Raw genomic sequence first — 22,842 nt, forward strand, 5'->3', positions numbered from 1 at the left:
GTCTTGGCAAAAGTTTTCCTCAAAACTTTTGCGCGCGATCCGGACAGGCTCCGGCCCGCGCTTGCAGGATTACCAGCTACCGGTGTTTTCCATGCTGGCCCAGGGCTCTGCCGGGGCGAGCGGCTCGCCGTTCTGCAGAAGTTCAATGGACACATTATCCGGCGAGCGCACAAAAGCCATGCGGCCATCGCGCGGTGGGCGGTTGATCGTAACACCGTTGTCCATCAGGTGCTGACAAGCGGCGTAGATGTCATCCACCCCATAGGCGAGATGGCCGAAATGGCGGCTGTCGCTCGGCAGCCCTTCGTCGCCATCCCAATTGTATGTCAGCTCCAGCGGCGTCTCCTCCTGGCCGGGAGGGGCCATGAAGACCAGGGTGAAGCGGCCCGCCTCATAGTCCCAGCGGCGGGTCTGCTTGAGGCCCAGCAGCTCATAGAAGGCCATGGATTTTTCCAGGTCCTTCACCCGGACCATTGTGTGCAGATACGTAAGGGGCACGGCTCTCTCCTGTCTGTGTTTGCTGGGACTTTAGCGGGGCAGGGGGTGAAGGCCAGCAAAAGCGCCGGCAGGCTCTCAGAATTTTGATTCAACGCCAAGAGAGATGGAGAACTCTGAGGTCTCGAAGCGGCTGTGGTTCGAGAACCGCTTGCCAGCGCGCAGACGCAGCATCGGGGCAAATCCGGCGTAGTCGTATTCTTCAAAGAACACGTTCAAGTCGGCATAGGCGGAGGTGTCCTGGCGCCCGCCGGGGACTGGCTGCCAGGAATGGCCATTGTGAAAGGTGTGATGCGGGTAGTCCGCTGTACCTAGAATCAGCCCTGTGCTGATTTTGGCCGGTCCGATTTGGTGTCCAAGGGCATAGCCTACGCGGAAGGTCGCGGATGTTCCGTCGGAATTATTGCTCTTGGCTTGAGTGTCGCGCAGTCCAAGCGAGAAACTCAGGCTGCTGCCGTTGCTGAGCTGGCGCGACAGCGACGCTCCAAGCCCAAAGACATCCGCTTCCAAGGTGGCAAAGCGCGGACTCAGCCTGTGTTCGGCGCTGCCGTCTATGGTCAGCCGGTTTTGCGGTGAAAGTGCCCAGCTGCGGGCTGCAGAGAGTTTGGCTAGATTATAGTTGCGCTCGCCGCCATACCAGGAGGTGGCACCAGTCAATGCGACGCGGGCACTGCCGCCTTGGCCAGGTTTGCCTGCCTTGAAGGCGTGGCTAAGGGTGATCTCGCCATAGGTCGAGCCGAATTCGGAGTTCCGCGGAACCGTTGTGCCGGTGCGGGCGGCCAGCTCAGCCGCCTGCGCCTTGGCGCTGTCAGAGAGGGCAACCCGCTGTACATACAGGCGGCCGCTAAGCGCGGTCAGGCTGGATTCGCTTTGCTGCAGGCGGCGGCTGACGCCTGCATCCAGCGTGCCGATGAGGCCGGACAGTGCAATGGCGCGCGGTCCGAACCTGTTTTCATGCGATGCCAGCCCGTCGATTTCCTGGGTGGCCGCGTCCGAGCCGTTGTTCACATTGCTGGAGGGTTTCACCCCTCCGCTGAGCCGGAACGACCAGGGGTTTATGCGCCGTAATGTCTCGTAATCCTTGGCAATCAGCTTCTCGGCCTTTTCATCCGGTGCGTAGACGGCTGTGCGGCGCAGCCAGTATTGCGACAGCGTCGGGCTGCCGCCCTGAAAGGCGAGGCGGGAGGCCAGTTGGGCCATCTGGTAGCGGCTGGCGTCATCCGGGGCAAAACGGAAGGCGCGGGCAGCCGATTTGCGCCCTTTCTCCGGCTGACCGGTCCGGGCATAGGCGGCGGCTTGCAGATGCCAGGCAAGGTGATCCTTGCCATTTGCTTGCAGCAGGGAGCTTGATAGCTGAAGGGCCAGCTGCGGATTGCCGGAGTTCAGCGCATGCGCAGCCATGACCTGCCCCTGTTGCAGGGACAGATGCAGTTGCTGCTTGGCTGGTTCCTGTGCGTGAGGCTGGGCCGTTGCCAGGCCCAGCAACAATAACGCCGCTGCGGCCTTGCGCATGGATCAGGGATCGGGCTGGTTGCAGACCGGATCCGGGCTGGCGCCGTCGCAGGAGCCGAGCACAAAGACACCAAACTCTTCGATTGGAACCGTACTTCCTGAAAAGGCCTGTATATGGCTTGTAGCGTGGACTGATCCCGCCACAGCCGCGGCATCTGTTCCCGAGAAGACGCCCCCGTATTCCCCGACGCCGATGCCGCCGGTGGAAACCGCTCCGTCAAACGTCCCGCCGGAGGCAATATCGGTGGGCTCAAGATCCAAGTCTTCTACTATTGTTGCCGGCTGATCCGTAATCTGACGGTTATACACCGTCCCTTTGACCCGGTTGTCCGAGAAATCGGCATTGATGAACACATCTCCGGTCACTTCGGCGGCCTGGCCAGGCAACAATTCGGGGGCGGTTCCTGGAGTCGGCGTGATCAGGTCTCCACCATCACCGTTGATGTTCAGCAGACCTATGTAAGTGCCAGCATAGCTGACAATTCCACCGGGCCCTTGTTCGGTGTCAGGTGCTGAAAACGTACCGGTGCGGCCATAGGTCGTTCCGCCTTGGAAAAAACCGAACTGTCCCCCGGTCATGACAACGGTCGCTTGGCCGCCTTCAATCTCGCGCACATAGGCGGTGGAATGTTCGGTAAGCGCGTTGTCCTGTACCGTATAGGCTTCATAGCCGTTCCGGTCGAGCGCGGGTTTGCGGACATAGGTCGCGGTGAAAGGAGTCTCGTCCAGGCCGACACCGGTTACGGTCAGCGTCTGGTCGGTAGCGTTGTAGCTCACACTGTCTACGTCACCCGCCAGGGCTTCAGGAATGGTCGAGCCCGTGACCGGATCGGTGGGGTCTGTTGTTGCAAAGGGGTTCCCCCCGCCGCATGCGGACAGCGCGGACGCTGCCGCGAGCCCTAGCCAATAGCGCCTCATCTGCCTGTACCTCAATATGTTTTATCGTTTTGCGCTACCTTCGGCCGGAGGGGCGCTCTTGTCAATTGAACTGTAAGGATTTGGGCGCAACCGTGGCGGATGCGCTACCTGCATGTAGTTTGCAGTGGTGCAGGCGGCGGCACATGTAGTATTCTGAGGCAGCGTGAAGGCGATATTTGCGCTTGGCGCCCGGCACTGCAGCCGTTATGCCGGAGCGTGAAATTCCGCGGCAGGACAGGGGGAGAATCCGTGCAGCAGTACCTGGATCAGCTACAGCATATTCTGGATCACGGGGAGCCGTCCGGCGACCGCACCGGCACCGGCACGCTCAGCTGTTTCGGGATGCAGGCGCGGTACTCGCTGGCGGACGGCTTTCCGCTGGTGACCACCAAGAAGCTGCATCTGCGCTCGATCATCCATGAGCTGTTATGGTTTCTGTCCGGCGATACCAATATCCGCTATCTGAAAGAGAACGGCGTCTCGATCTGGGATGAATGGGCGGATGGAAACGGCGACCTGGGACCGGTCTATGGCCATCAGTGGCGCAAGTTTCCGCGGCTGGAGCTGGCGGAAGGCACCACCGGGGATGAGCCGCTGTACCGTGCCGGTTCCGTTGATCAGATCACGGATCTGGTGGAGATGATCCGCACCAGCCCTGACAGCCGCCGCCTGATCGTCTCGGCCTGGAACCCGGGCGATGTGCCGGACATGGCGCTGCCGCCGTGCCACACGCTGTGGCAATTGCGGGTGGTGAACGGCAAGATGCATCTGCAGCTGTACCAGCGCTCGGCGGACATGTTCCTGGGCGTGCCCTTCAACATCGCTTCCTATTCACTGCTGCTGGCGATGCTGGCGCATGTGACCGGTTATGAGGCCGGGGATTTTGTGCACACGATGGGTGATGCGCATATCTACTCGAACCATATGGAACAGGTGAAGCTGCAGCTGTCGCGCGAACCGAAGCCGCTGCCGCAGCTGCGGATCAAGCGCCAGGTCAGCTCGATCTTCGACTTCAAGTATGAGGATTTTGAGATCCTGAACTACGATCCGGATCCGGTGATCAAGGCACCGGTTGCGGTCTGATTTCAAAGGAAAATACGGATGATTACCCTGATCGCCGCGCGGGCGCGCAATGGTGCCATTGGCAAGGACAATGATATTCCCTGGCACGCGCCGGAGGATCTGAAGGCGTTCCAGCGCGAGACTTTGGGCGGCGCTATCATCATGGGGCGGAATACCTGGGACAGCCTGCCGTTCAAGCCGCTGAAAAACCGCCTGAACCTGGTGGTGTCCTCTAATCCGCAGGCGGCGGAAACCGTGCTGCCGTCAATTGAGGCCGCGGTTGCGGAAGCTTATGCGCAGGGCTACCGCCGGGTCTATGGCATTGGCGGCGAGGGGATCTACAAAGGCATGCTGGGCATGGCCGACCGGCTGCTGATCACCGAGGTGGATCTGAGCATCGACGCGGCGGACGCGTTTTTCCCCGAGTTTCAGGCAGGCGAATGGAACATGGCCGGGAAAACGCTGCTTCGCGACAGCGATCCGGCCTGCGTGATGGTTGAATACCTACGGCGGGCCTGAAGGGCCTGCGCATAGCCTGCGCCCAGCTGAAGTCCGGGCGCAGCGCTGGTTTGGAAAACTTAAATCGCCTTGAGGTCTGCAGCCATTTTCCGGCCGTCACGGCCTTCGGTCAGTTCATAGCCGATCTTCATATTGTCGGCGAGGCCGGTCATGCCGGACCGCTCCACCGCTGAAATGTGCACAAACACATCCTTGCCGCCTTCATCGGGTTCAATAAACCCATACCCTTTGGTGGTGTTGAACCACTTCACGGTGCCGCTTGGCATTTCCCGTGTCTCCTTCTACTTTGCACTTTGCCTTGGGGGCTCCCAAGGCATCCGGCCCGTCCCTTGCGCCCCTCCGCTCCGGTGGTGGGCAAGGCAAGACCAGACAACTTGGAGTTTTGCACGGGCTGGATGAAAATCAAGAGAAAGTGAAGAATTCTACCATAAATTGTGCAAGTTCCGCTGCGGGACATTGGGGGAAGCATGAAAATTTACGGGCTTAAGAACTGCGACACCTGCCGTAAGGCTTTGAAATCCTCTCCGGATTCGGTTCTGGTCGATATCCGCACGGATGGTATGCCAGAGGGGCTGTTGGAGACGGCTTACGGGCAGTTCGGAGCAAAGCTTGTCAACACGCGCTCAACCACCTGGCGCGGGCTGGATGAGGCTGAGCGCGCCGGCGAACCGCTGGCATTGCTGCGGGCGCATCCCGCTTTGATGAAGCGGCCGCTGATCGAGCGGGACGGGGAATTATTCCTGGGTTGGGATCAGAACACGCGCGCGGCCCTTGGCGTCTCGTAACCCGCTGCCTAAGTCATACCGGCAGATGACGGGAGACGCATGATGCGCAATGCAGCGCTAGTTCTGGGAATTATCGCCGGGATTTTCGGCATGGTGGTCGGGTTCTTCGGCTATGGCTACACCGCGGCGGTGGAGCATTTCGGCGAAGTGGAAGGCTTGGCCGAGCAGGTCGACAATGTGGGCCAGCTGAGGCTTCTGGCGGTGCTGTCGCCGCTGCTGGCGATCGCGGGCGGTGCGATGGCACGGGCGCGGGCCCTTTGGGGCGGCATCCTGCTGCTGGGCTCAGCCGCGGGCATGTACGCCGGGTTCGGGTTCAACGTCTTTACGGTTTTCCCGCTGAGTTTTGCTGCCCTGGCCGGGCTGCTGGCCCTGGCCGCAGGCAAGCCGGATGAGCCCAAAGCCCATTTCTGACCCGCAACTCAAGACATGAAAAAGGCGCCGCTGCCGGGGGCAGGGCGCCTTTTGCGTTCTCAGTTGAAAGTTCAGGCTTCTGCCGGTGCTGCGACCTTGCGGACCAGGGCGTCAGCCGACAGGGCGCCGGCACCTTTGAAGACCAGGACCAGCAGCAGGAAGCTCCACATCACGCGCTGGTCGACCAGTTCGATGGCATTGTTGAACAGGCTGCCCAGTTTCACGCCGTGGCCGGTGACGTCGACGATGGTCTGCACCCAGATGAAGCCGATGGTGCCAAGCGCGGCAAGGCGGGTCATCAGGCCAACAAGGATCAGCGCAGGCAGGACGTATTCGGCGACGGTGCCGGCAAAGATCACCAGGCGCTGGAAAATGTTCAGCTGGGTGACGTCGTAGAGCACCGCCTCAGCCGCGTGCGGGAAGATCTGGCCGAAGGCGCCGGCCGAGGGCGAGAAGATCGAGCCATCCGTCTTCAGGCCTGCGGAATTCCAGTAATAGACCAGCAGGACGGCGGCAAAAACAAGCCGCGCCAGAGTCGGGACGACGAAGTCCGACATCCGGTCGGCCTTGCCGAGGAGGGATGTGTAAGTGGAAACAAGTGCGTGCATGGTCTTACCCTTTGCTATCCAGTCCTGTTATTGCGCCGCCCTGCAACAGCAGGGCCAGCGTGGCACCCAGGTCGAAGGTTTCGTCTTCGGCGGCGGCCTGTTCCAGGGCCTCGCCAATGGCAGCGCCCCCCATCAAGGCGCGGATCCAGACTGCGCCGCCGGGCGGCAGAACCTGGGGAATGGGGTCGAATTCGGGGCGGGTGATCAGCACGTCCTGCGCCTGGGGCTCAGGCTTGGGCGCGCCGTCCTCGGTGTTGTAGCGCCAGAGGCCGTGGACCGGCCAGGGCGATCGCAGCACCTGCACGGCAGGCGCCAGCGCCAGGCGTGTGTTCATCAGCGCGTCCGGCGTCAGGGCGCCAAGCGCCTCAGGCGCGATCGGGGCTGCATCCGCGGCGTGGTAGGCACGGCGCAGGGCCAGCTCCAGCCGGGCGGTGTCGCCGAGGTAGCCAAGGTGCTTGAGCTGCTCCATGCCTTCCAGGAATTCCGGAAAATGCGCGCCGTAGAACATCATCAAAGGCGAGGAGGGCGGATGCTGGCGCAGGTAGATGCCTGCGAGCCCGTCCATGTTCTGTTTGCCCAGGAGCTTGGCAATCACCGGAAAGGCGCTGTGCATTGCTTCGGTCAGCGAGACAGCGACGTTGTTGCGGTAGACGCTGAACCGGCGGCCTGCGGGCTGCGCCAGGTGGTCGGTCAGACCATCCGGCACCGCTTGGCCCGCATCCATCATGGCGCGGGTGAAATCTGCCTGGGTGACGCTCATGCCGGGACGCGCTCCAGCGCGGTTGCGGCGCGGGCGGCCTCTGCCTCCAGCACCGGCCAGTCGGGGACGTCATTGTCCCATTCGATCAGCACCGGCCTGGGGCCGGACTTGGCCAATGTGTAGTCCAGCAGCGCCCAGACCGGGTCCACCACTTCGCGGCCGTGGCTGTCGATCAGCAGCGGGCGGCCATGGTCGTCTTCGTCCTCGTCATGGCCGCCGAGGTGGATTTCGCCGACCTTGTCCAGCGGGAAGGCGTCGATATAGCCCTGCGGCGAGAACTCCAGATTGGTGGCCGAGACAAAGACGTTGTTCACGTCCAAAAGCAGCCCGCAGCCGGTGCGGCGGGAGATTTCACCCAGGAACTCAGGTTCCGACCAGGTGCTTTCGGCAAAGGCGAGATAGCTGGAGGGATTTTCCAGCAGCATCCGGCGGCCGATTGTGTCCTGCAGCTGATCAATGTGGCTGCAGATACGCTGCAGGCTGGCATCCGTATAGGGCAGCGGCAGCAAGTCATTGTAGAAATGGCTGTCGTGGGTGGACCAGGCCAGATGCTCGGAGAAGCTGGCGGGGTTCAGCCAGGAGACCAGGTGCTTGAGCCGGGCCAGGTGGTCTGCATCCAAGGGGCCTTCGCCGCCGATGGAGAGACCGACGCCATGCACCGACACGGCAAAGCGTTCGGAGAGATGGCGCAGCTGCGCGATTGGGCGGCCGCCGTCCCCCATGTAGTTTTCTGCGTGGATTTCCAGCCATTTGACGCTGCCCGCATCCTCGGTGATCTGGGCAAAATGCTGCGGCTTGTAGCCAACGCCGGGGGCGGCGGGCAGTTTGTCATGTGCAGCGGCGTCAAGCATGGCGGGTCCTGTATCAGGGTGCAAAAGGGGCGGGAATTTGCACTCCCGCCCCGGTACTTTAGCGGCAATTATGCCGGCAGGTCACGCTCCAGAGGCTCCAGCGAGCCGCTGCGTGCGGAACCGTCTGCCTGTGCCGGCAGTTCCAGGCCTTCGCAGGTGCCTGCGTCAACCAGGGTCCATGCGTTGCCCTGATAGTCGACGGTCGAGGTGCCCGCGCAAGTGGTGCCGGGGCCGGCAGCGCAGTCGTTCTGGCCTGCCAGCGAAACGCCGTAGCACTTTTCCTTGGTGGCGGCGGCGGCGGGGATGGTGGATGCAGCAGTCAGAGCAGCGGCAACGGCACCAGCAACGGCCAGGGATTTTGCGGTGTTCGACATCTCGTAAATTCCTTTCGGTTTTAGCATGCGGTGTCGTGATGACAGGAAAACACTAACCCGAGGTTTTCAGGAGGTTAAGTCACGAGGCCGTGTCTCACAGCTGCGTCAGAAAGGGTTGCACTGGTTTTGGGGGCAAGCCGTTGTTTTTATGTGTTTTCACGGTGCTGGAAATCAAAACGGCCCCCGATTGGGGGCCGTTTGTGTTGCAATTGGAGCGAAATGTTACAGAAGGTCCGGCGGGGTGGCCTCGAGGGCCAGCGCCTTTGTAACATTTTCCAGGCTCTCAACCTTGGTCTGCTTTTCGCCGAGGCGGCGGACGGAGACGGTGCGCTCCTCCACTTCGCGGTGGCCGATGGCAAGAATGACCGGCACCTTGCCCACCGAATGTTCGCGGACCTTGTAGTTGATCTTCTCGTTGCGGGTATCGGCCTCTGCCCGGACGCCCGCAGCACGCAGGGTTTCGACCACTTCGTTCACGTAGTCATCCGCTTCCGAGGTGATCGAGGCGACCACCACCTGGCGCGGCGCCAGCCAGAACGGCAGCTTGCCGGCGTGTTCTTCGATCAGGATGCCGATGAAACGCTCAAACGAACCCAGGCAGGCGCGGTGCAGCATGAACGGGCGGTGCTTGTTGCCGTCGGCGCCGATAAAGCTCGCTTCCAGCCGTTCCGGCAGGTTGGGGTCAACCTGCAGGGTGCCGCACTGCCAGGTCCGGCCGATGGCGTCGGTCAGGGTGAACTCCAGCTTGGGTCCGTAGAAAGCGCCTTCGCCTTCGAGCAATTCATAGTCGTAGCCGGCTGCCTTGCAAGCATCGCCAAGCGCCTTTTCCACCAGATCCCAGCTTTCGTCCGAGCCGATCCGCTTTTCGGGGCGGGTCGAAAGCTTGATGGTCCAGTTGTGGAAGCCGAGGTCGGCATAGACCTTGGACAGGAAGGCGATGAACTTTGCGGTTTCGGATTCAATCTGATCCTCGGCGCAGAAGATATGGCCGTCGTCCTGGGTGAAGCCGCGCACCCGCATGATGCCGTGCAGCGCGCCGGAAGGCTCATAGCGGGCGCAGGAGCCGAATTCGGCCATGCGCAGCGGCAGGTCGCGGTAGGATTTGAGGCCCTGGTTGAACACCTGCACGTGGCAGGGGCAGTTCATCGGCTTCAGCGCGTTGATCGCTTTTTCGCGGGCATGGTCCTCGTCCACTTCGACGATGAACATGTTTTCCTGGTATTTGTCCCAGTGGCCCGAGGCCTCCCAAAGCTTGCGGTCGACGACCTGCGGGGTGTTGACCTCGACATAGCCGTCACGCTCCTGCATCCGGCGCATGTAGTCCTGCAGGGTGGTGTAGATCTTCCAGCCGTTGGGGTGCCAGAACACCTGGCCCGGCGCCTCTTCCTGCATGTGGTAGAGGTTCATTTCCTTGCCCAGCTTGCGGTGGTCGCGCTTGGCAGCCTCTTCCAGCATGGTCAGGTGGGCCTTCAGCTTTTCCTTGCCGGTGAAGGCAACGCCGTAGATCCGCTGCAGCATGGCGCGGTCGCTGTCGCCGCGCCAGTAGGCGCCGGCAATCGACATCAGCTTGAAAGCATCGCCCGGCAGCTGGCCGGTGTGCTGCAGATGCGGGCCGCGGCAGAGGTCCTGCCAGTTGCCATGCCAGTACATCCTGAGCGGCTCATCGCCGGGGATGCTTTCGATCAGCTCGACCTTATAGGGCTCATTGCTGTCGGTGTAATGCTGGATCGCGCGGCTGCGTTCCCATACCTCGGTCCGGACCTCATCACGCTTGTTGATGATTTCTTTCATCTTTTTCTCGATAGTGCCGAGGTCTTCGGGGGTGAAGGGCTCCGCACGGTCGAAGTCGTAATACCAGCCGTTTTCGATCACCGGGCCAATGGTGACCTTGGTGTCGGGCCAGATTTCCTGCACCGCACGGGCCATAACATGGGCCAGGTCGTGGCGGATCAGCTCATTTGCCTGAGCCTCGTCCTTCATGGTGTGGATGGCGATGGTGGCATCCGCATCGATCGGCCACTGCAGGTCCCAGTGCTGATCGTTGACGGTGGCGGAGATGGCCTTTTTGGCCAGCGAGGTGGAAATGCTGGAGGCAACCTGCGCAGGGGTGACGCCTGCGTCAAAGGATCGTGCATTGCCATCGGGGAAGGTGAGAGAGATTTCGGCCATCTAAAGGCTCTCCTCGTCGGTTTGGCGCCCACTGAACGCCCGGTTGCGGGTTATGTCGTCCGGCTGATTTCGCAGGTGCAGCGGCGGCTGTCAAGACGGGGCTTTGCCCCCGGCGCCTGCAGCGTCTCCCCCAGGGTATTTCCAGCCAGAAAGAAGCAAAGTCAGTTCGCTGCGGGGGAAGGCACGCCGTCGCGGATCACGGCGGAATAGTCCGGGGTGACGCCATGGGCCTGCGCTATCGGGGTGATGCTGCCAAGGGCACGCAGCTCTTCGACGGTGCGGGTCTGGTCGAGCACGCCCTGCTCCCAGGCGTAGTCCGGCAGGTAGCCGTTGGCCAGCACCCGCCAGTCCAGCGGTACGTCATCGGCAAAGCTGCGGATCAGGTCCATCACCACGGTGGTGCAGTTGGTGGTCAGCGAATTGTACCATTGCGGCTGCGCGGCAAGGCTGTTGGCGGCGTTGACGTAGCGCAGCAGCAGGGCGCGGGCGGTGTCCGGGCTCACATCGATGCGGAACAGCTGCACATCTTCGCCGCGGGCGTTGGTGCGGGTGCCGACCACATCGCGCTCATCCGCGGCGATCAGCACCAGGGTGTTGGATTTGAACAGATCGGCCACGGGGGAAAAACCGCCTCCGATCTGACGGCGGACCTCGACGGACCAGGCGATCTGCTCGCCGTCAGCGAAGCCGAAGCTGACAATCATATGGGCCATCTGCGGACCGGCCCAATAGGACATGAACAGATCCACGGTTTGGAGCGCGGTCAGGTCGTAGCTGCGGACCTCCCAGGATTCGGAAAACTCCTCTGGGGTCTGCCAGGAAAAATTGCGCACACCGGAGAGGGTGAGGATATCGTCTTCGACCACACCTGTGACCTGCCGGGCCACGTCGGGAGACCAGTTGCCGTTTGCGGGCGGGGTCAGGGTGGACCACCACAGGATCATGGCGGCAAGCGCCAGCGTGAAGGTTGTGAGCGCGCGCAAGGCTTTGCGGCGGAACAGGGCGATCACGACAGCAAGGCCGAGAAGGGCAAATCCCCCGGCCAAGGCGGCGCGGGGCAGGGTCTCAAACGGCAGCCGGTACCACAGCGCCAGCGCGGCCCAGGCCGTGGCCAGAGCCACTGCGGCGGCTGCAGTTGCCAGTACTATGCCTTTGAGAAATCTGAACATGCCTTGCGGTCCTTAAAAAATTTCGGCGACCATAAGGAAGCGGGCAGGGCGCTGGCAAGAGGCAGTTCCGCGGCTTGCGGGGCAGGCGCAGCCGTGCCACATCTTGGGCAAACCGACAGGAGACCTGAGACATGCCCGCCACTTCGTTCCTTGAGACTGCCCAAGGCCGCCGGATTGCCTATCACAAGAGCGAAGGGCAGGGGCCGTGCGTGGTGTTCCTAGGCGGTTTGAAGTCGGACATGGAGGGCACCAAGGCAGTGCATCTGGAAGCCTGGGCCAGGGCGCGCGGCCAGGCGTTTCTGCGGTTCGACTACTCCGGCCACGGCGAAAGCTCCGGGCGCTTCGAGGACGGCTGCATCGGCGACTGGCACGAGGACACGCTGGAGGCTGTGGCGAAACTGACCGAAGGGGAGATTGTGCCGGTCGGCTCTTCCATGGGCGGCTGGCAGTCGTTGCTGCTGGCGCGTGCCATGCCGGAGCGGATCAAGGGCATGGTGACCATCGCCGCAGCGCCGGATTTCACCGAGGATGGCTGGTGGGCCAATTTCACGGAGGCGCAGAAGGCAGACTTGGACGCCCGGGGCTATGTGGAGCTGCCCAGCGACTACATGGAGCCCTATTATGTGTCCAAGCGGATGGTTGAGGACGGGCGCAGCCAGCTGGTTTTGCGCGCACCGCTGAAGCTGCCGTTCAAGGTGCGCTGCCTGCAGGGGACGGCGGATACCGCGGTGTCCACCGAAACGGCGGTGCGGCTGCTGGAGCATGCGGATTGCCCGGACATGCGGCTGAGCCTGGTGAAGGATGCCGACCACCGGTTCTCTGATGAGGCTTGTTTGAAGATGATCGAGGATGCCGTGCTGGAGGTTCTGGGCGGAAGCTGACGCAGGTTTTCCAGAACTTTTCCAGAACGGCACGATTCTGCAGCGGCTGTAGAGTTCGAAAAGATTTGAGAAACAAGGGGTTGAGCCATGGAGCAAAGGGTAAGCCTGATTACGCTGGGGGTGCCGGATATGGAGAAGGCGGCGGCCTTCTATGAGGCCCTGGGCTGGCAGCGTGCCGAAAGCCCGGACGGGGTGATTGCCTTTGATCTGATCTCGCAGACCCTGGGGCTTTACCCGCTGGCGGCGCTGGCGGCAGAAATCGGGGTGCCGGAGCGGGAGCTGGGCACCGGTGCCATGACGCTGAGCCACAATACCCGCACGAAGGAAGAGGTGGCGGAGCTGCTGGCGGCGGCGCAGGCCGCGGGTGCCGAGGTGCTGAAGCCGGCGCAGGATGTGTTCTGGGGCGGCCATCACGGCTATTTCCGCAGCCCCGACGGGCATATCTGGGAGATTGCCTTCAACCCGTTTTCCAGGCTGGCGGAGAACGGCGCGTTTTGCTGGAACGGCCACTAGGCGTGGCGCGGCGGCGGCTATTGCTTTCTAAATCACCTCTGGCGCGAGGTTTTTCTTGATCCCGGGGTTTGTTCTCCGCAGAGTTGAACCAACGGGTGGAAGGCAAAACCGCGAGGGCAGGACATGCCTTATGACCAGCAACCGTGCCGCGAACCTTTGGTTCTGCTGCCGGGAATGATGTGCGACGGCCGAATTTTTGATGCTCAGATCAGGACCTTTTCCGGCAGCATGCCGGTAATGGTGCTGCCGCTGGCCGGCGGCGACACGGTAGAGAAGATCGCCGCCCGGATGCTGTCGCATCTGCCGCCGCGGTTTTCCCTGGCCGGGCTGTCGATGGGCGGTATTCTGGCAATGGAACTGGTGCGCCGGGCGCCGGAGCGGATCAGCCGCCTCTGTATCATGGGGGCGAGCCCGCTTGCGGAGACGCCGGAGAAGGCAGCAGACCGGGAACCGCAGATTATCGCGGCACGCACCGGACGGCTGGAGGATGTGCTGCGCGAGTCGCTGCCGATGGAGTGCCTGGCGCCGGGGCCGTCGCGGCTGGAGGTGCACAATCTGTTTTGCCAGATGGGAATGGAGTTGGGGCCTGAGCTTTATGTGGCCCAGGCCAGGGCGCTGCAGCGGCGGCCCGATCAGCAGGCGACCATGCGGCGGGTGCATGTGCCGGCGCTGGTGCTGGGCGGGGCGCATGACACTATGGTGCCGCCAGCCAAGCAGGAGCTGCTGGCACAGCTGATCCCTGAGGCAAAGGTGGAAATTCTGCCGGATGCCGGGCATTTCCCGGTGTTGGAAGACCCGGATGCGGTCAACCGCGCGCTGCTGCACTGGCTGGCAATTCCTGCACCTGCGGCTGCACCGGAACCCGTGTCCTGAGATCAGGGATAAAGCTTTGCGCGCTGGTCTTTGCTGAGAAGCTCTGGCTCGCAGACCGGTTTGCCGCTGTCCGTGTCGAAAAACGGGGTCTCTTTCCAGCGGCCGGACAGGCGGCCGGTGATCATCCGGCTGATGATGCCCCAGGCCATGACGCCGCCGCCCTTGGTGCGGGATTGCTTTCCCGGCGCCGGGATGAAGGCCTTGGCGCGGATCTTGCCAAGCGCGTCCTTATCTTCGAACAGGTCCGAGCGCAGGCCGGCAAAGGGCAGGCCGGGTTTGGCGAGGGTGTTGGCAAACGGCGTGCCGCAGCAGGCGGCATACCAGCGCAAGGGGCCGCGGGGGCCGAGGCGGATGGCCTTCAGGTGTTCGGCACCCTGGGTGATGGTGATGCTGTCCGGCGCCAGCTGGAACAGGTCAACCGGATCCGGAGCCGGATCCGGCTGGCCGTGGTGCAGTTCATTGGCACGGCAGTCAGGGCAATAGCAGACCACGCGGGTGCCGCCCCGGATGCCTTCTGCGGAAACTTCGCCGCACAAGGCCCCGCAGTTGCAGGAGAACTTCTGCGTCGCGGCCACCGGGTCAGGCCGCGGTGTTCTTGTTTGCGGGCTTGCGCTGCGCCGGTTTCTTGCGGCTGTTGGCATTCATGAAATCAATCACCAGCGGCCGGATGTTGTTGCGCCAGCTGCGGCCGGCAAAGATGCCGTAATGGCCGGCGCCGGGCTCCACATGGCTGGCTTTCTTGCTTTCCGGCAGCCCGGTGCAGAGGTCCAGCGCCGCGATGCATTGGCCGGGGGCGGAGATGTCGTCCTTGGCGCCTTCGACAGTTTTTACCGCGACATCGGTGATCTTGGAAAAGTCCACCTTGTGGCCGTTCACGACAAACTCGTTGCGGGCGATCTCGCGGTTCTTGAAGACGCGCTCCACCGTCGACAGGTAGAACTCGGCGGTCATGTCCATCACCGCCAGGTATTCGTCGTAAAAGCGGTTGTGGGCGTCATGGTCCGAGGCCTCGCCCTTGGAGACCCGCTGGATCTGATCGACAAATGCCTTGGTGTGGCGCTCGCCGTTCATCGACATGAAGGAGGCGAGCTGCAGCAGGCCCGGGTAGACCTTGCGGCCGACGCCCTTGTATTTGAAGCCGACCTGCTGGATCATGGTCTCTTCCAGCTGGCCCATGGTGACGCGGCGGCCGAAGTCGGTGACTTCGGTCGGGGTGGCGTCCGGGTCCACCGGGCCGCCGATCAGGGTCAGCGAGGAAGGCTGTGCCTTGGGGTCGCGCTCGGCCAGGTAGGCGGTGGCGGCAAGGGTCAGCGGCACCGGCTGGCAGACGGCGACAACATGGGTGTCGGGGCCCAGTTCGCGCATGAAGTCGACGAGGTAGAGGGTATAATCCTCGACGTCGAATTTCCCAGCAGAAACAGGGATATCGCGGGCGTTGTGCCAGTCCGTCACATAGACTTCACAGTTTCTGATCAGACTTTGCACGGTGGAGCGCAGGAGGGTGCCGTAATGGCCGGACATCGGGGCAACCAGCAGCACCTTGCGCGGCTGTTCCTCGCGGCCGTTGACCTTGAAATGAATGAGATCGCCAAAAGGGCGTTCGATCACGGTGGTAATGTCGACCAGATGGTCCTTGCCGTCCTCGCAGGTGAAGGAGGGGATGCCCCAGTCGGGCTTTACCACCATGCGCTGGTAAGTACGTTCCGTCACTTCGCCCCAAGCGGCCATCCAGCTGAGAGCAGGGTTTGGCAATGCCGAAAAGACCGGATAAGATGCCATGGAAAGGGCCGTGGCGCCCAGCCATTGGTTGGTGTTCCGGACGGTCTCCATCAGATCGTAGGTCATCATGTACCGCATGCCTGCCTCCTTCGCGCTCCCAACCGGCGTAACGTCACCGGCAAATCCGGACTATCGGACCAATCGTCGCTTTGCCCTTATTTTTGCAGAACGTTATTCTGCATAGCAGAAAGCCTATGAGGGATTCCTTTCTATGACAACAAGTGAAGAATTATCCGCCGCGGCCACCCCTGAGAGTATTGAAAAGCTTAAGGAAAACATGGGCCGGGTGGAGCAGTTGAGTAAACGCCTGGCGGATGTTTTGTCCCAGAAGGTCCCGCATAACCCGGCTTTGGACGGCCCGAATCAAGAACTTTATGCGCGCGCAGCAACGGCCTATTGGGCGGAAGCCATGCAAAATCCCGCCAAGCTGCTGGAGCATCAGCTGGAGTACTGGAGCAAGTCGGTTCTGAATTTCGCTGAAGCGCAGAAGGCCTTTGCCGGTCAAATGGAACCTGCGGATGACGGCGGCCCCAAGGACCGCCGTTTTTCAAATCCGCTGTGGGAAACCAGCCCGTATTTCCATTATGTGAAGCAGCAATACCTGACCAATGCCGATGCAATCCGCAAGGCGGTGCAGGATGCGGGCGAGATGGACGGCAAGGACAAGCAGCGCCTGACCTATTTCGCCGACCAGATCATCGAGATGATGTCGCCAACCAATTTCCTGCCGACCAACCCGGACGCGCTGGAGAAGGCGGTGGAGACCGAAGGCCAGTCGCTGATCGACGGCCTGGAGAACCTGGTCACTGACCTGGAGGCCAACAACGGCGAACTGGTGGTGCGGCTGGCGGATGAGAGCGCGTTTGAACTGGGAACCAATATCGCCACCACGCCGGGCGATGTGGTGTTCCGCAACCGGATGATGGAACTGATCCAGTACAAGCCGTCCACGGAAACCGTGCATGAGACGCCGATTGTGCTGTTCCCGCCCTGGATCAACAAGTTCTACATCCTCGACCTCAAGGCGCAGAACAGCCTGATCAAATGGGTGACCGAGCAGGGCTATACCTTGTTTGTGGTCTCCTGGGTCAATGCAGATGCCAGCCATGCGGATGTCGGCATGGAGGATTACATTCAGGAAGGCTTCCTGACCGCAATCGAAAAGGCCAAGGAGATCTGCAAGGTCAAGCAGGTGAACGCGGTGGGCTACTGCATCGCCGGCACCACGCTGAGCCTGACCCTGTCGCTGCTGAAGCAGCGCGGCGACAAGTCAGTGAAATCGGCGACCTTCTTTACCACGCTGACGGATTTCGGCGACCAAGGGGAATTCACCCCGTTCCTGCAGAACGACTTTGTCGACGGCATCGAGGCGCAGGTGGAAGAGGAGGGGCTGCTGCGCTCCTGGGTGATTGCGCGCACCATGTCCTTCCTGCGCTCCAAGGATCTGATTTACGGTCCCGCCGTCAAAAGCTACATGATGGGGGAGACACCGCCCGCCTTTGATCTGCTTTACTGGAACGGCGACGGTGCCAATCTGCCGGGCCGGATGGCGGTGCAGTATCTGCGCGGCCTGTGCCAGAACAACGAGTTTGTCGGCGAAGGGTTCGAGCTGATGGGCCACAAGCTGCATATCCGCGATGTGGATGTGCCGCTGATGGCGATCACCTGCGAAACGGATCACATTGCGCGCTGGAAGGATTGCTATGTCGGCGTGCAGCAGATGGGTTCGCGCAGCAAGAGCTTCATCGTTTCGGAGTCCGGCCATATCGCGGGCATCGTCAATCCGCCCAGCAAGAAGAAATACGGCCATTACACCAACACTGACCTGAAGGGCGACAGCACCGCCTGGATGGAGCAGGCGGAGTTCCAGGAGGGCTCCTGGTGGCCGCGCTGGCAGGAGTGGCTGAAGAAGCGCTCCGGCAAGCAGGTTCCCGCCCGCGAGGTGGGGGATTCGGGTCATCCCTCTTTGGCTCCGGCGCCGGGCACCTATGTAAGGGTCAAAGCAAACCGTTGATTTCACAGGTTTTGCGATTTTTTTCTGCAATGCAGCAAGAAAAATCTTGAAATGCTGCGCTGCAGAAACGATATTCCCCTCATGCTGAAGAGCGCAGGATGGTCCTGCCGCAGCTTTCTGAGGAATTAGAACTATGGCAAAGACCCAAGACTTCACCGCGATGATGAAAGACTTCATGGGCGCATTCCCGGTCGACACCAAGGCAATGGAAGACGCGTTCAAAACCACCGCTGCCCTGAACGAAAAGCTGTCCGCTGTTGCTCTGGACGCTGCTGAGAAATCCGCCGAGATCTCCAGCAAGTGGACCAAAGAAACCCTGGCCAAGCTGGGCGACGTGTCCAAAGTCCAGGCCGACCCGGCCGACTATGCCAAGGCGGCAACCGATTTCGCTTCCGCTTCCGCTGAAGTGGCTGCCGAAAACATGGCTGCCTTTGCTGAAGTTGCCAAGAAAGTCCAGATGGACACCGTGGAACTGATGATGGCTGCCGGCAAGGAAGCCTCGGAAGAAGCCACCGCCGCCGTGAAGAAGGCCACCGAAGAGGTGACCACCGCAGCCAAGAAAGCAGCTGCGAAGTAAGAACGTCCACGGACCGGCCCCGGCTCTCCTCCCTGATAGGTGCCGGACCGTGAAGAAGGGCAGGCTGCGAGGCCTGCCCTTTTGCGTTGCGGGGGTCAGGCCGGCAGCCCGGCGCGGCGCAGCCCGTCGCAGTAATGCTCCAGGTCCTCAGCCCTGACAAAGGGCAGCGTCTTGCAGATGCTGGCGATGGAGAAACCCGGTTCCATGTCCAGAATTCGCCCGCATTCGCGTGCGGCCGCGGATTTGTCGCCCGCCTGAGCATGGCAGGCGGCCAAATGGCGATGCGGCGACGGGAAGCCGGGAAACAGCGCAACCGCCTTGTTCACTTCGGAAATGCCGGGCTGGTATTCCCGGCACATGTACAGCGCGAGGCCCCGGAACCAGTGGAAATAGGTTGGATGGAAGGGGTTGCGGACAGAGGCTTTGTCAAGCTCGGCAATGGCCTTTTCCGGCTGTCCCTGAAACACAAGAGACAGGCCGCGAAAGGCCATGGCATCGGTGTCATTCGGGTTCAGCTCCAAAGCACGCTGGAAGTGGTCCTCGGCCAGGGCGAACTCCCCCTTGCATAGATGCATGACGGCCAGGCGCCTCTGCGCGACGCTGTCCAGCGGGTCGATGCGGGCAGCGCGGCGCAGCAGCGGGAAGGCTCTGTCCAGAGTGTCCTCTGGGGACATGCTCCAGCCGCTCATCCATTCCACCAGATAGGTGAGCGCCAGGCCCGAATGCGCAGCGGCATTGCCCGGATCGCTGCTGCAGGCCTCGTGGTACAGCGCTCTGCACCGGGTCAGGGTTTCCCGCGAGTCCAGAATGAGGGCTTTGGCGCGCAGAACCAGTTCCCGCGGAGTCTCCGGCCCGGCTCTGGCCGCCAGTCGCTGGGACTTGCGTTTTGCCTCCGCTTGAAGCTGCCCTGCAAGGGTCTGGATGATTTCCGCTGCAAGTGCATCCTGGGCGCTGAAGCCCGCTGCCTCCTCCTGAACGTATTGCCGGCTCAGCAGCACCAGGCCGCTGCTTCCCTCTGTAAGCGTCGCCGAGATGCGCAGCTTGCCCAGCATCTGCCGCACGCTGCCTTCCACCAGGTAGCGGACGCCAAGCTCCACTGCAGCATGAGTGTTGTCGGCAGCTCCGGCAGCGTAGCGAAGCGCAGTGGTGCAGGACACCACGCGCATATCGCGGAAGCGGGATAGCCCGATTGTCACATCTTCGGTCAATTGCTCTGCCAGCGCGCCGGCTGATGGTGCATCTGGAGAGTGGTCTGCGAATGGCAGAACTGCGACTGACACTTCCGCGGCCGGTCCCTCGGGCTCTGGCGCAGGCATTGAATTCCCGGCGACCCGGAACAGGCGGACCGGTTCGGAAATGTTGCGGACCATTTGCAGGCCCAGATCTTCGAAGGCGGCATCAACTTTGCCGCGGGTCTGACGCTGAATTGTGCCGGAAACACAGATTTCACCGGGTGCGGCGAGGGATTCCAGGCGGGCGGCGATGTTGACCGCGCTGCCGTAGAGGTCTCCCCCGGCCTCCAGAACAGCGCCGGAGTGGATGCCGATCCGCAGGGTCAGGGTCTTGCCCTGCGCCGGGGATGCGGTTTGTCTGGATATCAGCAGCGCCGCCTTGACCGCCTGCGCCGCACTGGGGAAGGCCAGCAGAAAGCCGTCCCCTTGTGTTTTGACAAGCTCGCCGGAATACCGTTGCGCAGCAGGCGCAATGATGTTTTCCGCCAGATGCCGGATTGCAGCAACAGCATCGGGCTCCCCGGCCTCGACCAGCGCGGAGAATCCCGCCACGTCAGCAATCAGAATGGCAGCTTGTCTTTGTCTGTCCCCTTGGTCAGCCATATTCCTTGCCACCACAGACTCAAAAGACCTGTTTCCAATTATATCACATTGAGAATCTTTTTCTGTGACTTCTGTCACAGAATTTCCGTTCTCCGTTCAGAGGGTTCTCTGCGTTTTTCAAAATTGAGCCTCGCGGAAGCTGGGGAACTGCGGCTGCCAGCCGGTCAGGCGGCGCAATTTGTCAGAACCCATCTGCTGGTCCAGGGTGGGGCCTTCGGCCCAGTCGCCGTATTTGATCAGCGCATGTTTCAGCGAGCGCACCACATAGCTGCCGTCATGGCCATGGCGGCGTGCGATCTCGCCGGTGATGTCCGCAACCTGCACGCCGGCTTCGGCGCTGGCGTTGAAATGGCCGCTGAGCTGCGGGTTCTCCAGCAGCAGGCAGTAGGCGCGGGCCAGATCTTCGCGCTGCACCAGCGGCCAGCGGGTGGCAATGCTGCCCCAGATCTCAAACGGTTTGGCGTTGCGGGCGGCCTGCAGGTAGCGGTCAAACACACCGCCGTTCTGATGATAAACCATGGCCGGGTGGATCACCGCAGCGGAAACCGCAGAAGAGGCCAGCACGGCATTGGCATTCTTCTGCATCCAGGCAAAGGGTTTGATCGGGCGCATCGGGGTGGTTTCATCGGCCACCCGGCGGCCGGTGGCACCGTAGAGCCAGCATCCGCCGGTATAGATCAGCCGCAGCCGTTCGGGATGCAGGGCCGCCTGGCGCAGAATGGCGGTGATGGCGGCGGTGTCAGCCTGGCCCATGTCTTCGTCGAAGGTGGCGGCCAGCTGGATCAGCCCGTCCATGGCGGCAGCTTCCCTGGCCCAATCGCCCGGAAACCGCAGGTCGCCGCGCAGCGGGCGGGCGCCCATGGCGATGAGCTTCCGGTCTGAACTTTCCGAGCGGCTCAGGCCGGTAACGTCATGGCCGCGGCGGATCAGCTCTTGGGTGACAGCGGTGCCGATGGATCCGGTGCCGCCGAGGATCAGGACTTTCATGAGTGCGCTCTCCTGCAGATTCTGGTGCAGGTACGATCTGTAAAAGCTGAAGCCGGGTTGAGGTCAAGCGCCTTGGCTGCAAATGCAGCAAAATTCACCAGCGCAGATCCGGAAGAACAAATATTGCTGAAACGACGCTGAGGCTTCCATTTTGTTCTGCACTGGCATAGGCTTCGCTGCGATGCATCATCACCGGGGAGGGAACGGATGGCGGAACAGGACAAGCCCTTGCTGATCAAACGGTATGCGAGCCGCAGGCTCTATAACACCGAGACCAGCGATTATGTCACGCTGGAGGATATCGCGGGGTTCATCCGGGACGGGCGTGAAGTGCAGATCGTCGATCTGAAAACGGGCGATGACCTGACCCGCCAGTATCTCTTGCAGATCATTGCCGAGCATGAGAGCCGCGGCGAGAATGTGCTGCCGGTCAATGTGCTGAACGACCTGGTGCGCAGCTACATGGTGCCGGGCGGCGGGGTGATGCCGCAGTTCCTGCAGGCCTCATTCGACATGCTGCGCGACAGCCAGTCGAAGATGATGGAGAACATGAACGCGATGAACCCGATGGCGCAGATCCCGGGGTTCGAGGCGATGAAGGCGCAGCAGGAGGCGTTCCTGAAGGCGATGACCGGCGGCTTTGGCGCGGCGGGCTGGACCGGCGGCACACAGCCGGAGGAAAAGCCGGAGAGTGACGGCGAGGACCTTGACGACATCAAAAAGCAGCTGGCTGAGCTGCAGGAAAAACTGTCGAAGATGAAGTGAGGCCGGGGTCGGAGCGTTTCCCGGAACGGGGCGCTCCCGCCTGTTCACGCGCATTCAGAGAATGCGGTTCGCAGTTGGGCATGGCACCGCTGGCGCGGTGCCGTTTCGTTTGATGCCAGCAGAGTGGCAGCAGCAGGCGCCATGCGGGCCGCGGTACGGGCTACGGCTTGATTTTCAGGATGTTGTGCAGCCGGTGGTAGGGCGCGTTGCGGACAATCTCGTCAATGTCCTTGGCTTCCGGCTGCGGCCGGGCGCGGTAGAACAGGTAGACGCTCGCAGCAAAGGACAGGGTGCAAGCCCCGGCAATTGCGCTGACGATGACAGTTTCCAGTCCCATATCCAGTCCCAAAACCTCAAACATGCGGATCTCCGCGTTCAGGACCAATATAGGGAGGGACGGGTGAAAATTCCATATCAGTCTTCGCCTCCTGCTGATTTTGCGGCTTCAAGCACGTGGCGGGCCAGGGTTTCCGCGGCCTCGCGCTCCTGCGCCTTGACGCGCATGCGGCTGCGGCTGCCGAGGCGGGAGGCGGTGGAGAAGATGAAGCCGGAGAAGGACAGCAGGGTGAGGCCGAATGCCGCTCCGCCGGTGACTGTGCCCGCGATGGCGGCGCCGAAGCTGGCCAGCAGGGCGCCGGCTGCCAGCCGCTGCGCCCATTGGCCGAGGACCTGGTCGCTGTCGCGCTCCTGGGCCTCGCCTTCGCCTGCCTCGGCGGCATAGGCGGTCAGCAGGTCGGCCACGGTCAGGCCGCTGTCAGGATCATTGGCCGCGCGGACGGCAGCCAGCAGTGCGGCGCGCTCGGCGCGGCTGGAGACAACCGCCTGGATAATGCGGGTCAGGTCCCGGTCGGGGAGGGCATCGCCCATGCCAAGGGCATTTGCCATTGCCACCAGTGCCGTGGCCGGGCGGCGTTCGAATTCGGGAAGCGGTGTCATGGCGGCAAGGTGGAACGCACAAGCCAGGATTGCAATCGCGAAAAAGCCC

The 22,842-nt window shown here is 62.1% G+C and carries 26 protein-coding genes; 10 read left to right on the plus strand and 16 right to left on the minus strand.

Going from position 1 to position 22,842, the window contains the following annotated elements; genetic code table 11:
- Positions 1-69: 69 nt before the first annotated feature.
- The 3 genes from RA20_RS03370 to RA20_RS03380 all read right to left on the minus strand — a co-directional run bounded on the left by RA20_RS03370 (position 70) and on the right by RA20_RS03380 (position 2,784).
- Positions 70-498, minus strand: coding sequence for a VOC family protein (locus tag RA20_RS03370; RefSeq protein ID WP_039124657.1), 429 nt, complete (start codon positions 496-498; stop codon positions 70-72).
- A gap of 75 nt (positions 499-573) precedes the next feature.
- On the minus strand, positions 574-1,896 hold the full coding sequence (locus RA20_RS03375) for a hypothetical protein (protein WP_241482205.1): 1,323 nt from the start codon (positions 1,894-1,896) through the stop codon (positions 574-576).
- 114 nt (positions 1,897-2,010) lie between these two features.
- Positions 2,011-2,784: a thymidylate synthase gene (locus RA20_RS03380; RefSeq protein ID WP_241482206.1), complete on the minus strand. Its 774-nt coding sequence runs from the start codon at positions 2,782-2,784 to the stop codon at positions 2,011-2,013.
- 390 nt (positions 2,785-3,174) lie between these two features.
- Between RA20_RS03380 and RA20_RS03385 the strand changes: the two genes are divergently transcribed.
- Both RA20_RS03385 and RA20_RS03390 read left to right on the plus strand, forming a co-directional pair.
- Positions 3,175-4,008, plus strand: a complete 834-nt coding sequence (locus tag RA20_RS03385) for a thymidylate synthase (RefSeq protein WP_039124661.1) — start codon at positions 3,175-3,177, stop codon at positions 4,006-4,008.
- Between the two features lie 18 nt (positions 4,009-4,026).
- Complete coding sequence (locus RA20_RS03390; protein WP_039124663.1) at positions 4,027-4,506, plus strand: dihydrofolate reductase; 480 nt, start codon at positions 4,027-4,029, stop codon at positions 4,504-4,506.
- Between the two features lie 59 nt (positions 4,507-4,565).
- On the opposite strand, the gene RA20_RS03395 is transcribed toward RA20_RS03390, so the two are convergent.
- A complete protein-coding gene (locus RA20_RS03395) occupies positions 4,566-4,772 on the minus strand; it encodes a cold-shock protein (protein WP_039124664.1) in 207 nt (68 codons plus the stop codon).
- Between the two features lie 201 nt (positions 4,773-4,973).
- On the opposite strand from RA20_RS03395, the gene RA20_RS03400 reads away from it, so the two are divergent.
- Positions 4,974-5,291, plus strand: a complete 318-nt coding sequence (locus RA20_RS03400) for an ArsC/Spx/MgsR family protein (RefSeq protein WP_039124665.1) — start codon at positions 4,974-4,976, stop codon at positions 5,289-5,291.
- A 42-nt stretch (positions 5,292-5,333) separates the two neighbouring features.
- Entirely contained in the window at positions 5,334-5,702 is a 369-nt protein-coding gene (locus RA20_RS03405; RefSeq protein ID WP_039124731.1) for a hypothetical protein, read from the plus strand.
- A gap of 71 nt (positions 5,703-5,773) precedes the next feature.
- On the opposite strand, the gene RA20_RS03410 is transcribed toward RA20_RS03405, so the two are convergent.
- From RA20_RS03410 to RA20_RS03435, 6 genes are all read right to left on the minus strand, one after another.
- The gene (locus tag RA20_RS03410) at positions 5,774-6,310 is read right to left on the minus strand and encodes a DoxX family protein (RefSeq protein WP_039124666.1); all 537 of its coding nucleotides are present in this window, start codon (positions 6,308-6,310) and stop codon (positions 5,774-5,776) included.
- Positions 6,311-6,314: 4 nt separating this feature from the next.
- Positions 6,315-7,070, minus strand: a complete 756-nt coding sequence (locus RA20_RS03415; protein ID WP_039124667.1) for an HvfC/BufC N-terminal domain-containing protein — start codon at positions 7,068-7,070, stop codon at positions 6,315-6,317.
- Positions 7,067-7,921: an MNIO family bufferin maturase gene (gene bufB / locus RA20_RS03420; RefSeq protein WP_039124668.1), complete on the minus strand. Its 855-nt coding sequence runs from the start codon at positions 7,919-7,921 to the stop codon at positions 7,067-7,069. Before bufB ends, RA20_RS03415 begins: the two co-directional genes overlap by 4 nt.
- 68 nt (positions 7,922-7,989) lie before the next feature.
- Positions 7,990-8,295 (minus strand): BufA1 family periplasmic bufferin-type metallophore, encoded by a 306-nt coding sequence (locus tag RA20_RS03425; RefSeq protein ID WP_039124669.1) that lies wholly within the window; start codon positions 8,293-8,295, stop codon positions 7,990-7,992.
- Positions 8,296-8,517: 222 nt separating this feature from the next.
- Complete coding sequence (gene thrS, locus RA20_RS03430; protein WP_039124670.1) at positions 8,518-10,464, minus strand: threonine--tRNA ligase; 1,947 nt, start codon at positions 10,462-10,464, stop codon at positions 8,518-8,520.
- 161 nt (positions 10,465-10,625) lie between these two features.
- Positions 10,626-11,633 (minus strand): Lnb N-terminal periplasmic domain-containing protein, encoded by a 1,008-nt coding sequence (locus RA20_RS03435; RefSeq protein WP_039124671.1) that lies wholly within the window; start codon positions 11,631-11,633, stop codon positions 10,626-10,628.
- 131 nt (positions 11,634-11,764) lie between these two features.
- Here RA20_RS03435 and RA20_RS03440 point away from each other — a divergent pair, with 131 nt between their 5' ends.
- The 3 genes from RA20_RS03440 to RA20_RS03450 all read left to right on the plus strand — a co-directional run bounded on the left by RA20_RS03440 (position 11,765) and on the right by RA20_RS03450 (position 13,900).
- Entirely contained in the window at positions 11,765-12,514 is a 750-nt protein-coding gene (locus RA20_RS03440; protein WP_039124672.1) for an alpha/beta hydrolase, read from the plus strand.
- Between the two features lie 87 nt (positions 12,515-12,601).
- Positions 12,602-13,027, plus strand: a complete 426-nt coding sequence (locus RA20_RS03445) for a VOC family protein (RefSeq protein WP_039124673.1) — start codon at positions 12,602-12,604, stop codon at positions 13,025-13,027.
- Between the two features lie 123 nt (positions 13,028-13,150).
- Positions 13,151-13,900, plus strand: a complete 750-nt coding sequence (locus RA20_RS03450; protein ID WP_039124674.1) for an alpha/beta fold hydrolase — start codon at positions 13,151-13,153, stop codon at positions 13,898-13,900.
- Positions 13,901-13,902: 2 nt separating this feature from the next.
- Here the strand turns inward: RA20_RS03450 and RA20_RS03455 are convergent, their stop codons facing one another.
- Together RA20_RS03455 and phaZ are read right to left on the minus strand one after the other, a co-directional pair.
- A complete protein-coding gene (locus RA20_RS03455; RefSeq protein WP_039124675.1) occupies positions 13,903-14,475 on the minus strand; it encodes a DUF6151 family protein in 573 nt (190 codons plus the stop codon).
- 4 nt (positions 14,476-14,479) lie between these two features.
- Entirely contained in the window at positions 14,480-15,757 is a 1,278-nt protein-coding gene (gene phaZ, locus RA20_RS03460) for a polyhydroxyalkanoate depolymerase (RefSeq protein ID WP_039124676.1), read from the minus strand.
- 133 nt (positions 15,758-15,890) lie between these two features.
- Between phaZ and RA20_RS03465 the strand changes: the two genes are divergently transcribed.
- Together RA20_RS03465 and RA20_RS03470 are read left to right on the plus strand one after the other, a co-directional pair.
- Positions 15,891-17,693, plus strand: coding sequence for a PHA/PHB synthase family protein (locus tag RA20_RS03465; RefSeq protein ID WP_039124677.1), 1,803 nt, complete (start codon positions 15,891-15,893; stop codon positions 17,691-17,693).
- Positions 17,694-17,826: 133 nt separating this feature from the next.
- Positions 17,827-18,270: a phasin family protein gene (locus tag RA20_RS03470; protein ID WP_039124679.1), complete on the plus strand. Its 444-nt coding sequence runs from the start codon at positions 17,827-17,829 to the stop codon at positions 18,268-18,270.
- Positions 18,271-18,365: 95 nt separating this feature from the next.
- Here the strand turns inward: RA20_RS03470 and RA20_RS03475 are convergent, their stop codons facing one another.
- Both RA20_RS03475 and RA20_RS03480 read right to left on the minus strand, forming a co-directional pair.
- Positions 18,366-20,105, minus strand: a complete 1,740-nt coding sequence (locus RA20_RS03475; protein ID WP_082017903.1) for an adenylate/guanylate cyclase domain-containing protein — start codon at positions 20,103-20,105, stop codon at positions 18,366-18,368.
- Between the two features lie 117 nt (positions 20,106-20,222).
- Positions 20,223-21,092 carry an NAD-dependent epimerase/dehydratase family protein gene (locus RA20_RS03480; RefSeq protein WP_039124680.1) on the minus strand — a complete coding sequence of 290 codons (870 nt, stop codon included), beginning with the start codon at positions 21,090-21,092 and terminating at the stop codon, positions 20,223-20,225.
- 207 nt (positions 21,093-21,299) lie between these two features.
- Between RA20_RS03480 and phaR the strand changes: the two genes are divergently transcribed.
- Complete coding sequence (phaR, locus tag RA20_RS03485; RefSeq protein WP_039124681.1) at positions 21,300-21,857, plus strand: polyhydroxyalkanoate synthesis repressor PhaR; 558 nt, start codon at positions 21,300-21,302, stop codon at positions 21,855-21,857.
- Positions 21,858-22,017: 160 nt separating this feature from the next.
- Here the strand turns inward: phaR and RA20_RS03490 are convergent, their stop codons facing one another.
- The gene (locus tag RA20_RS03490) at positions 22,018-22,218 is read right to left on the minus strand and encodes a hypothetical protein (protein WP_039124682.1); all 201 of its coding nucleotides are present in this window, start codon (positions 22,216-22,218) and stop codon (positions 22,018-22,020) included.
- A 53-nt stretch (positions 22,219-22,271) separates the two neighbouring features.
- On the minus strand, positions 22,272-22,793 hold the full coding sequence (locus RA20_RS03495) for a hypothetical protein (RefSeq protein WP_039124683.1): 522 nt from the start codon (positions 22,791-22,793) through the stop codon (positions 22,272-22,274).
- Positions 22,794-22,842 lie beyond the last annotated feature (49 nt).

Origin of the sequence: Leisingera sp. ANG-Vp, from assembly GCF_000813725.1 — a bacterium.
In the GTDB taxonomy this organism is placed as follows: domain Bacteria; phylum Pseudomonadota; class Alphaproteobacteria; order Rhodobacterales; family Rhodobacteraceae; genus Leisingera.